This is a genomic window from Streptomyces sp. NPDC057565 (assembly GCF_042801455.1).
In the GTDB taxonomy this organism is placed as follows: Bacteria; Actinomycetota; Actinomycetes; order Streptomycetales; family Streptomycetaceae; genus Streptomyces; species Streptomyces yanii.
The window spans coordinates 1-10,936 of sequence record NZ_JBHVFU010000120.1 but is presented as its reverse complement, the minus strand read 5'-3'; the positions used below and the strand labels follow the sequence as shown (position 1 = coordinate 10,936).

Here is a 10,936-nt window from a genome sequence, read left to right as displayed (position 1 = left end):
CCGCCAGGACCTCATCCGATATCCCCATGCCAGCCCGTATACCACCGCACGCACCGGATCAGTGCGAAAACCGACAGTAATTCCCTTACGGCTCCAGAACTCCTATTTTCCCAGGTCAGAGTGCATCTCCACTTTCATGTCCAGGCACTGGACGAACCATCACCCGGTGGATCGAGGCTAAGCGCCAACAGCGCGCGCGGCGAGATGAAAGCGTTCGCCCGCTTGTTCTCGCATCTCTGCCTGGAACGCCGCGGATGATCGGGCTGGCCTAAAGTGTGCGCTTTGACGAACCAGGTGTGGGGGTGGAGTGTGCACGGCGAGATGCTCGCGGACCGGTACGGCTTGATCGAGCCGCTCGGCAGCGGCGGCATGGGCCAGGTCTGGCGCGGGTGGGACAGCGCGCTGGGCCGGGAGGTCGCGGTCAAGCTACTCGCCGCCGCGCCGGGCGATGCGGGCGCGGCCGAGCGGTTCCGTCACGAGGCTCACGCCGCCGCCCGGCTCACCCACGCCAACATCGCCGCGGTGTACGACTTCGGGCACGCCGCCGACGGCCGCCCGTTCCTTGTCATAGAGCTCGTCCGTGGCCGCAGCTTGGCCGATGTACTCGCCGCCTCAGGGCAGCTGGCCTGGACGCAGGCTGCCGACCTCGGTGCGCAGGCGGCGCGCGCCCTGACCGCCGCACACGCCGCGGGGGTGGTGCACCGCGACATCAAGCCCGCCAACCTGCTGCTCAGCGACGACGGCGTGGTCAAGGTCGTCGACTTCGGTATCGCGCAGCTGGCCGAACACGCCGCCGCCGACGACGGCCTGGCGCTGGGCACCGCCGCGTACACCGCCCCCGAGCAAGCACTGCGGCACCCGGTGGGCCCGGCCGCCGACCTGTATGCGCTCGGCTGCGTGCTGTACGAACTGCTGGCCGGGCAACCGCCCTTCCCCGGCCAGGACATCGCTGGAGTGCTCTACCGCCACGTCCACGAGCACCCCGCCCCACTGGACGAGATACGCCCGGACGCCCCGCCGCACCTGGTGGGCACTGTCCACGCCCTGCTGGCCAAGAACCCCACCGACCGCCCCGGTGATGCCGCCGACATCGCCCGGCACCTGGCGGCCGTCGCCGCCGAAGCTCGCGCCCAGGCCACCCAGTTCCTGCCGCCCGTCGACGCCACCGCTCCTCTCCCCGCCATCAGCGTCTCCGCGGACGGATCGCCTCCGTCACGGAGCCGCCCCCGGCAAGGGGCCCGTCCGCCCCTGCCGCTCGTCCTCGGCGGTCTGGTCGCCGGCGGCGCATGCCTTCTCGCGGTCCTCTTCCTCGTTGTCGGCGGCGACAGCAGCAAGGACACCGCCTCCTCCGCTCCCCCGACCATCAGTGAGCCACCCTCCCCCAGCCCGTCGTCGGCCCCCACTCGCGGCCCGAGCCCCACGCCTACCCCGAGCGTGAAACAGACGACCGCCCAGGACGCGGCTACCCTCGCCCGCCAACTCTCCGCCACGCTCGCCGTCCAGTCCGGCTCCATGAAGCCGGACCTGTACGACGACGCCCAGAAGAAGGCAGCCGAGATCAACAAAAGGGTCGAGAAGGGTGAGACCGACAAGGCCGCAGACAAGGCCCGCGACCTGCGTAAGCGCCTTACCGACGCCCAGCAGAAGGGTGAATGGAGCGGCGATTCCCAGGTCATGCAGCTGTTGAACCAGCTCGCCGCATTCGGCTGACAAACCAGCAACACCGACTGTTGCACGCTGCACTGTCAGCGATACCGAATGTCAAGTGTGCCCTGATGTCTGACACCAACGACTGACACCAACAGCGACGAACTGGGCCGGACGAGAGCGGCCCCCAGTCGGACGCTGTGGAAGTGCGCCGACCGACACGCCTGGTGGCGCTGGGCAGACCGACCGGACTGGTCATGGAAAGTCTGCCCCGTGCCGCATCTGTTCCGCTGACATCCAACGCTGACATCAACGACCACGAACAGCCGCGACAGTCAGCACACGGCAATGGCACCCACGCACGGGCCAGACCGCGGCCACGCAGGGGCGAGATCGAACTCCTAAAGCAGGTGTCGAGCCGCCCGGGCCGTCACGTGCTGGATGGACTCCGTGATCGCGACCCAGGGAAGCTGTCGAACTGCTCGCCCTGCGCGAGCGGTGCGGCACCAGTCTCACCCTCCTCTGGCACCGGTCGGTCACCCCCGCTCTGAAAACGCTCCGCGAAGAAATCCCACACCTGCAGCGTTGACATCACGATGCCGAACCACCCCGATAAAAACCCGCACATCATCACCTACGGCATGGCCCCTGAGATCGCCGCTGCACTCAGCATCAGCCCGCGCGACCTCGCCGAAGAAACCCGTACGCGGCACCGGGCTACTTGCCCTCACACCGCGACGAGATGGGCACACCGGGGCATCACTCATCGGCCCTGGGGCAGGCTGAGCCCGCCTCGCCCCACAAGATCGACGTTTACGAAACGTCGGTACAACGGACCACCTCAACGCCGGTGTTCCAGAACGACGTCGCTACTTCCTTGAGCATCTTCCGACGTGGAGCAGGTTCGGCTTCCGCGCGGCAGTGCAATAGCTGCAAGAGTCAAACCTCAAGCCAGGCCGAGTCTTTCGGATCAGGCCAGCTCAGCGGTCCACGGCCAAGCGGCCTCGCGGCCGGCCTCGATGAGGCCGACCATCCGGAACGCGGCATCCGTGAGACCGCCGAAGGTGTGCCGGTGGGGACCCGTGGGGCCGTGGGCGGGCCGGTACCCCGCCAGGTTCCACGTGTAGACCGGAATATCGGCCGGGACCGGTTCGGCCGGCCCGCCGGGGCTGTAGGAGGCGGCCTGCTCGTCGGTGACGATCAGGACCCGGTCGTGCTCCCGGTAATGGGTCCGCACCGCCTTCGTGGTGTGGGTGCCTCCGAGACTGTGGAACCGTTTCAGTACTTCGAGCACCGGCTCGCCCGGCTCGAACGGCACCTCTGCGCTGCGCCAGCCGAACTCCACCAGATCCGCCTGCTCGGCACGCATGGCCAGCGCGGTACCGAACACAGCCGCCGCGTCCGCCCGAGTCAGCTTGGACCGCTCGGAGACGGTGTCCCAGAACATGGAGTCGGACCGGTCCACCAGGATCAGAGTCCGGCCGGGCAAGGCCGGTACGTTGGCCAGGGAGTGGCCCAGTGCCCGTTCCAGCGCTACCGCCCAGCGCTGCGACGGCGCGTGCTGGTGGGCGGCCAGGTAGCGGAAGGGGAACTGCCGGGACCGGGCGACCTCGAAGGCATCCGAGAGCCGTGCGGCGACCCGGGCCGCGACTTCGTCCGAGACCCCCGCCTCGTCGAAGTTCCGCAGGTTCCGCAGGAGCGCCATCGACGCCATCGTGGGGATCACGGCTTCCCAGACGGCGGCGTCCATCGGTCCGTGGAGCCAGCCCGCCAGGGCCTCCCACGTCATGCCCGCCGCGGCCAGCCGCTCGGGGCCGCCCGGCCCGGTCACCACCGCCCACCGCTCGTCCGCAGCCGACTCCATCAGCGCCCGGTGGGCCGTCAGCAGGTGGTCGGAGGCCGGCGGAACCGCCTGCTCTGGGTGGTGGCGGCGGTCCAGGGCGTACCGGAAGAGCGCGCCCTGCCAGGGCTTGTCCGGGTCGGGGGAGGCGTGCACCAGGTTGAGCACATCACCGAAGCGGAAGCCCTTGGACGCGGTGTCGTACTTGAGCAGGGACCGGGACGTGTACAGCCGGCGTACGCCGTCGGCGATGCCCCGCTTCACGGGCTGCGGCACGTTCCGCCCGTACTCCGAGATCCAGTGGGCGAGCAGCTCGCCGGGCTCGTCGGCGCGCTGGAGTACCGAGTCGATCACGGACCGGTTGGACGGGCCTTCGGACGCCCCGGCCTCGAGCCGGGCCCGCACGTACGCGGCGGCGCCCACCAGGGACGCCGTGCGCATGTTGCCCTCGCTGCGAAGCCAGCGCAGCAGGCCGGCCGTCCACACGGGGTCCTGGACAGCGAGTTCTCGGACGAGACGGGCGTACCGGTCGTCCCGTTCCTCACCGCTCTCGTAAAAGGCCCGCTGGGAGACGAAGTTGCCGACCGCAAGGAGGAAGAGCTCCTCGCGGGGCTCCCGGACGAAGGCGGGGCCGCCCTCATAGGTGCGGAAGTCCGGCCTGGCGGGCCCGTGATGGAGCTGTGGCGGCGGCAGGGAGCGGGCGGCCGCCGAGACGTGCGGGGCCACGAGCATCTCGGGCCAGATCTTGGAGACGCGTCGGGTGTAACGAGTCAGCGAATCCCCCCGGATTCAAAGGATTGGACGGCCCCGGCCAAAAGGTCCGACGGGGCGAAGACGCCCGCGCCTGCCGAGATCAAAGGGGCGGCGGCGTCACTTGGTTGTCAGAAGGAAGTAGCCGCAGCCGAGCGCATCGGAGGCGCGGTCGCGATGCCAACCTACAAGGGCCACCGAGCCACACACCAGCGATTAACGCGGGCCTGTTCTCGGACTCCGACACGGGCGCCGTTGGGCCCGGAAAGGGAGGACCATGCGGGGCACACAAGCAGGGTCGGTGTCAGCCCGCGAATGGTTCGCCCGCAGGGACTCCCCCGCGTGAGCCCCGGGCGACGCCCTGCCCGTATCCACCGGGCCCCGCCCAGGCGGTTCCACCAGTGGTGGTCCACACCCCAGTGGGCCGTCGCCTTCCGCTCAGGACCGTTGGGGGGTTGCACCCGCCGGGAGCACACGCACGCGGTACGCGCCGCCTCGGTGAACCACCCACACCGGAGCGGGGCCGCGCGAACAACCCTTCACCGCAGCAGGATCCGCGGCGTGCACACCTTCAGCCGGTGGATGCGGGGCCGTCGCATCGGCGCTCCGCCGCTCCAAGGAGAGGAGAGCAGCTTGGGGATCACCTGATGCGGAGCTCACCCGCTCTACCCACAGGTGACAACAAGCCTTCCTATGTGACAACCAACGTGCTTCGGCTCACGAATATGTGTGATCGGGTAGCCGGATCACGTTGCCGTGACCCAACCTCCTCAGAGCCGGATGTGCACCTTTCAGCGCATCCACGAGGTCGCTCATGAACTCCCGCAGGCTGTCCAGATCGGCCAGTGGAGCCTGGCGGGTCAGGGGCCTGTCGCCGTCGGTCCGGAGCAGCGATGCACAAGGCGTGGGGCTGGGCGGGCCGAACACCGGCTGAGACCGAGCCGCACGGGTGACGTATCCTCACGCCACCTGCCAAGTCTGCGGCCGGGGGGATTCACACGGCCGGGGCCGGCTCGACACATTGGGGATTCATTGCGCGCAACATCCATCGGCGCCGTACTCAGCGGCGCCCTGATCCTTTCCGCCTCCGCTGTCACAGCTCCGGCCGCGTACGCCGCGGAGACCGGAGTGGTGATCCAGAAGGTGTCCGTGAACGGCGGCAAGCCCATCGTCCTCGGCACCTCCCAGACCGAGTCGTTCACCATCTCGGTGACGGCTTCGGACGACTCGGGGATCAGCAGCAAGCTCGCGTTCTTGCAGATCAAGCGCGAGGTCGGGGACAACTACTGGTCGTACCACGGCACGCCGACGTGCACCGCGAGCAGCGCCACCACCTCCACCTGCAAGCTCACCTTCAAGCTCGACTCGGGCTGGGGCGTGCCCCGCAACACCCTCGCTGGGCCGTGGAAGGTGGTCGTCCAGCTCCAGTCCAAGGACGGCGATCTCTACAACAACGGCGGCGACATCACCCACCCGGTCCTGCGCCGCGGCAAGCTCAGCGTCGACGCCGGGCCCGAGCCGGTGGCCAAGGGCAAGTCGCTCAAGGTCACGGGCAAGCTGAGCCGCGCCAACTGGGACAAGCGCACCTACGCGGGCTACACCAACCAGCCCGTGAAGCTGCAGTTCCGCAAGGCGGGCACCAGCACCTACACGACCGTCAAGACGGTCAACACCAACTCGACGGGCAACCTGTCGACGACGGTCACGGCCTCGGCCGACGGCTACTGGCGCTGGTCCTTCGCGGGCACCTCCACCACGTCGGCGGTCAACGCCACGGGCGACTACGTCGACGTGCGCTGACAACCCGGCACCGGCCGGTCCGCTCGGCCCGCCCCGGGCCGGGCTGACCGGCCGGGCCATCTTGCGTCTCTGGGGGCCCCGGAGCGCGCCGAGCGGCCAACTTCGACGCTCAGTGACAATAGGTGTGACTGAGCATGTGATGTGGCGAGTTGAGCACGGGACGGGCAGCGCGTACGGCAACACAAGATCGTCCAGCCCGCAGGCGTGGGACCACACTGGTCCTGCCTCCACCCTCTGTTGTCGCCCCAGCAGGTGAGGAAACGGAGCGTCTGCAGGGGCGCGTCCGCGGTCCAAGCGTTTTGCGTTGCCGGGCTCGCGTCAGCGGGAGGGTTCGATTCCCCAGGCGGCGGCTCGGGCGGCGGCGGCCGCGCGGTTGGGGAGGTCGAGCTTGGCGAGGATGTGCTCGATATGGGTTCCTACGGTGCGCGGCGTGATGTACAGCCGCTCGGCGATCTCCCGGTTGGTGCGGCCGGCGGTCAGTTCGGCCAGCACCTGGAGCTCCCGTGGCGAGAGTCCGCCGGGCCGCCGCGCGTCCGGGTGCCGCGCGTCCGCGGCGGAGTCGGCCGCGGCGACCGCCTCGGGCGGCGGGCCCGCGCGGGTGTCGACGGCCGCGGCGAGCGCCTCGGTGAGCAGGGTGAACACGGCACGCGCCGGATCGGGCGTGCGTCGCAGCCGGCGGGTGCTGACGTTCAGCATGCCGACGTACCGGCCGTCGGCGGCGAACAGGCACTGGGCCACGCCGTCCTCGATGCCGAGGGGACACAGCACATCCTGGAAGCCCGGGGATACCGCCAGGAGTTGCCCGGGGACGTCCCTGAGCCAGAGACCGCCTCGGACCGGGCTGCGGAGCACGGGGAACACCGGGTCGTGGTGGAGGCGGGTCTCGATGTAGGCCGTGGCGTCGTCCGGGTAGCTCCCGGCCAAGGTGGTGTGGCGTCGGCGCAGCGGATCCCACCGGGCCAGGGAGGCGTGGTCGTACTCCATCACCTCCGACAGCGCCGCCAGGACCGTGTCGGCGCCGGTCGCGCCGCTCGTGGCGCTCCTGGCGGCCTCACGGACGTGGACGGCCGCGTCCAGGATGTTCGCCGTGCTCCGCTCCGCTGCCATACTCCAAGGATGATCATGTGCCCGGAATACGTCAATCGCGAAGGGTGTCGTGCACGACCTGCCCGTCCATGACGGTGAGGACGACGGGCATCTCCGGGATGTCGTGGGGGTCGGCGGTGAGCAAATCCCCGTCGAGCACGCAGAGGTCGGCGACCTTGCCCGGCTCCAGGGAGCCCTTCCAGTCGTCGGCGAAGTCCTGCCAGGCAGCGTCGATCGTGTACGTACGGATCGCCTCGGCCAGGCCGATGCGCTGCTCGGGGCCGCTGACCCGGCCGGTGGCCTTCGACTCGCGCAGCACCATGGTGGCGACGCCCTGGCGCCAGTCCGGGTACGTGACGGGGGCGTCGGACCCGCTCGCGACCCGCACGCCGGCGTCGATGGCATCGCGGTAGGGCCATGCGTACGCGGCCCTTCCGGCGCCGACGAACTCCTCCTCCATGTCGGCGACGGTCCACTTGATGGTGGGGTTCATGTTGACGCCGAAGCCGTGCGCGCCCAGCACCTTCATGCTGTGCGCGGTCAGGAAGTCGCCGTGGATGACGTAGTGGCGGGCGTCGGGCCGCGGGTGCTCGGCCATGGCCGCGGCGAAGGAGTCCGCGACGGTGTCGATGGCCCGGTCACCGGTGACGTGAACGCCCAGCTGGTGCCCTGCGGCGTGGGCATGCCGGATCATGGCGTCGATCTCGGCGATCCGCTCGGCGTCGGTCTCGCCGCCGACGCACAGGGAGCCGCAGCCGCCGCCGACGTACGGCTCGTGCATCCAGGCCGTCTTGTTGGGGACGATGCCGTCGGCGAAGATCTTGACCCCATGGATCGCGAGGCGGCGCGGATCGGCGGCGCCGGACTCGCCGAGGGCGGTGAGGGTACGGGTGAACTCCTCGGCGGTGCTCGCCATTCCGGTGGGCAGGAGCAGGACGCCGACGCGGGCGGTGAGTTCGCCGTCGACCAGCAGCCGGCGGTAGACGTCGAGGGTCTCCGCGCCAAGCGCACCCCGCATGATGCCGACGCCGCCGGGGCCGAGCCCGGGCTCGGTGTAGCTGGTCACGCCGAGCCGGGCAAGTGTGGCGAGGGTCGACCTGATCGCGTCGGTCCGCTCCTGCCGGCTGAGCGGCGGCAGCGCGTTCTGGACGAGGGCCTGGGCCCCCTCGTGGAGCAGCCCGGTCGGCTCCCCGGCTTCGTCCACCACGATGGCCCCGCCGGGCGGCGCGACGGTGTGCCGGTCGATCCCGATGAGCTCCATTGCCTTGGAGTTGACCCAGGTGGCGTGCCCGGAGAAGGAATACAGGACGACGGGGTGGTCCGGGCTCACGGCGTCGAGGTCGCGCCGCGAGGGCAGCCATGACGGATCGGAGACGCACTCGTCGAGGTAACCGGTGTCCCAGCCGTGCCCCGTGATCCACTGCCCGCCCGGAACCCGTCCGACGGCCTCCCGTACCGCCTCGGCCACGTCCGCGAGGGAAGACACGGCGGGATGGCCGACGTCCAAGGAGAGCGGCGGCGTCGCCATGCCGAAGGCACAACCGTGCAGATGGGAATCGTTGATACCGGGAAGCAGTGTCGCCCCCCGCAGGTCGACAACCCGGGTGCCGGGTCCGACGAGCGGCGCGACGTCGTCCCGCCCACCGACGGCACTGATGATCCCACCGGTCACCGCCAGGGCCGAGGCGACGGAGAACTCCGCATCCACCGTGACCACCCGCCCGCCAAGAAACACCAGATCCGCATACGTGTCCACAGAAGGTCCCTTTCCACAAATGGGCGCACCACGGCCACCCACGAACGATCTTCCGAGGACTATGACCGCGCCCCCACCTCCCGCACATCGGTCATCCCACCGATACACGCTCCCGCAGTGGCAGGTTGACGCCTCGTGCTCGGGATCGTTTCGGGCTTCGGGAGGGCATGGGGCGAATCGCGGTTGGGCGACCCGGGCGCACATGTAGGCGGTGACGGCGCGCGATCCAGACGACGAGGCGCTCCAACAGGTGCATCAGGTCACCCGTGGCGTCGGCGGCGCCGAGCGACTGGCCCACCGGCCAGAAAACGCCCACCGAGTACTGGCTGACCAGCCTGCCTGCCGACACCTCGCTGCGGCGACTGGTCCGCTTGGCCAAGATGCGCTGGAGGATCGAGCACGACTACCGAGAGATGAAGCACGGCCTGGGACTGGACCACTTCGACGGCCGCACCTGGCACCACCACATCTCAGGCCGGCGCTTGGGCTTTGGGGTCCAGGCGGCGGAGGGTGAGAAAAGCGTGGGCCGCGGTGACCACGGTCCTCGACACCATCCGCCCAAAAACGTGATCGCTCCACTGGAGCCGCACCCCACGCCCCGGGCTGTCGTGGACCTCGGGTGTCACGCCTCCCGCACGCTGACGGCGGCCCGGTGATGGCGGGGCACCTCGATCTCGTCGATCAGTGCGATCGCCAGGTCCGCATACGTAATCCGGCTGGCCAAGTCGCCATGCTCAGCGATCCGGTACCGGCCAGTGCGCGTGCCCTCATGGTCGAAGTCGCCCGCCGGGGCCACGTACGCCCAGTCCAGGTCGCACCTCCGCAGCTCGTGGAGGCCCGCCGCGTGGCCGAGGGAGAAGGAGCGGTACTCGTTCGGGTAGCCGGGCTCGTCCATCAGGGGAGCGCCGGACGCACCGGGCATGACCGATGCGAGCCCGACCACCACAAGGCGATGCGCGCCCGCGTTGGCCAGGCCGGTGGTCAGGGCGCGGGACGACACGGTGAAGAACTCGTGTGGTGGCACGGACAGGTCCGCGGCGGCACTGATGGCGGCGTCATGCGCGGCGGCCGCATGCTCGATGCTCGCCGTGTCCGTGACGTCGCCTGCCACAACCCGCACGTCGGTCAGGTCGTTGTGGCCCGCAGGGTCGCGCACCACCGCGGTGACCTGATGTCCGCGTCGGTGCGCCTCCGCGACAGCCTGCCGCCCGGCCCGACCTCCGGCGCCAAAGACCACAATGTTCATGACGAACCGCCTCTCACCAGGGGCCGGAGCCCGTGCACCCCGGCCAGTTCTCGGACGCTATCGAAGGCCCCGGTTACCACTGGGATACCGGCCAAGGGCTGTCCCGTAATCCCTGACGGAACAGCGCGCGGCGTCAGGGATTACGGGACAGCCCTTAGCTTGACTCTGTCGGGAATCTTGGAGTTTCCCGGTGCGGCAGCGAGATCAGCGGGCATGCTCGGGCTGTCCCGCAGGCCGATGTGGTTGCCGAGGTGTTCGTTGTCTCTCTGTCCCCGTTCTGGTGAGCAAATTCCGGCTCTGACCGTGCAGATCGCACGGGCAAGCAACCCGAACGGCACGACAGCGATGTGGGTGAGAGACCGGCTGGACGGGTTGTGGGACGACCAGGACTTCGCCGACTGGTACCCGCGCGACGGCCGGCCGGGTCTCTCGCCTGCTCAGTTGGCCACCGTCTGCGTGCTTCAGTTCCTCCTCGGCCTCTCGGACCGGCAGGCGGCCGAGGCGGTGCGCTGCCGCATCGATTTCAAGTACGCCATGGCTCTGGACCTGGACGATCCAGGATTCCACCACAGTGTGCTGGCCGACTTCCGTGAACGCCTCATCGAGGGCGATCGAGCCGATCGGCTCCTCGACCTGGCGCTGGCGCGGCTCAAGGACGCCGGGCTGGTGCGTGAGCGCACCACGCAGCGCACCGACTCCACCCATGTCCTTTCCGCAGTCCGTGACTTGACCCGGCTGGAGCTGGTCACCGAGGCGGTCCGGGCCGCGCTGGAAGAGCTGGCAAGCACCGCCGCGCACCTATTGGCCGGCC

At 69.6% G+C, this 10,936-nt stretch carries 7 protein-coding genes and 1 pseudogene; 4 read left to right on the top strand and 4 right to left on the bottom strand.

Annotated features, from left to right (window positions below; genetic code table 11):
* Window positions 1–282 precede the first annotated feature (282 nt).
* Window positions 283–1,710, top strand: coding sequence for a serine/threonine-protein kinase (locus ACFU8W_RS51190; protein ID WP_384052697.1), 1,428 nt, complete (start codon window positions 283–285; stop codon window positions 1,708–1,710).
* Window positions 1,711–2,617: 907 nt separating this feature from the next.
* On the opposite strand, the gene ACFU8W_RS51185 is transcribed toward ACFU8W_RS51190, so the two are convergent.
* Window positions 2,618–4,219, bottom strand: a complete 1,602-nt coding sequence (locus ACFU8W_RS51185; RefSeq protein ID WP_384052696.1) for a TROVE domain-containing protein — start codon at window positions 4,217–4,219, stop codon at window positions 2,618–2,620.
* Window positions 4,220–5,269: 1,050 nt separating this feature from the next.
* Between ACFU8W_RS51185 and ACFU8W_RS51180 the strand changes: the two genes are divergently transcribed.
* The gene (locus ACFU8W_RS51180) at window positions 5,270–6,037 is read left to right on the top strand and encodes a hypothetical protein (protein WP_384052695.1); all 768 of its coding nucleotides are present in this window, start codon (window positions 5,270–5,272) and stop codon (window positions 6,035–6,037) included.
* Window positions 6,038–6,355: 318 nt separating this feature from the next.
* Here the strand turns inward: ACFU8W_RS51180 and ACFU8W_RS51175 are convergent, their stop codons facing one another.
* Together ACFU8W_RS51175 and ACFU8W_RS51170 are read right to left on the bottom strand one after the other, a co-directional pair.
* The gene (locus ACFU8W_RS51175; protein ID WP_384052694.1) at window positions 6,356–7,144 is read right to left on the bottom strand and encodes a response regulator transcription factor; all 789 of its coding nucleotides are present in this window, start codon (window positions 7,142–7,144) and stop codon (window positions 6,356–6,358) included.
* 31 nt (window positions 7,145–7,175) lie between these two features.
* The gene (locus ACFU8W_RS51170) at window positions 7,176–8,879 is read right to left on the bottom strand and encodes an amidohydrolase (RefSeq protein ID WP_384052693.1); all 1,704 of its coding nucleotides are present in this window, start codon (window positions 8,877–8,879) and stop codon (window positions 7,176–7,178) included.
* A 287-nt stretch (window positions 8,880–9,166) separates the two neighbouring features.
* On the opposite strand from ACFU8W_RS51170, the pseudogene ACFU8W_RS51165 reads away from it, so the two are divergent.
* A pseudogene (locus ACFU8W_RS51165) lies at window positions 9,167–9,352 on the top strand (transposase); the annotation flags it as partial.
* Window positions 9,353–9,501: 149 nt separating this feature from the next.
* Here ACFU8W_RS51165 and ACFU8W_RS51160 read toward each other — a convergent pair.
* The gene (locus tag ACFU8W_RS51160; RefSeq protein WP_384052692.1) at window positions 9,502–10,125 is read right to left on the bottom strand and encodes an NAD(P)-dependent oxidoreductase; all 624 of its coding nucleotides are present in this window, start codon (window positions 10,123–10,125) and stop codon (window positions 9,502–9,504) included.
* A 303-nt stretch (window positions 10,126–10,428) separates the two neighbouring features.
* On the opposite strand from ACFU8W_RS51160, the gene ACFU8W_RS51155 reads away from it, so the two are divergent.
* On the top strand, window positions 10,429–10,936 hold a 508-nt coding region (locus ACFU8W_RS51155; protein ID WP_384052691.1), incomplete at its 3' end, for a transposase.

What these genes read in the sequence shown, in the direction of transcription:
- ACFU8W_RS51185 (WP_384052696.1), bottom strand. Translation starts at nt 4,219, where the DNA reads ATGCTCGTGGCCCCGCACGTCTCGGCGGCCGCCCGCTCCCTGCCGCCG.
- ACFU8W_RS51175 (WP_384052694.1), bottom strand. Translation starts at nt 7,144, where the DNA reads ATGGCAGCGGAGCGGAGCACGGCGAACATCCTGGACGCGGCCGTCCAC.
- ACFU8W_RS51160 (WP_384052692.1), bottom strand. Translation starts at nt 10,125, where the DNA reads ATGAACATTGTGGTCTTTGGCGCCGGAGGTCGGGCCGGGCGGCAGGCT.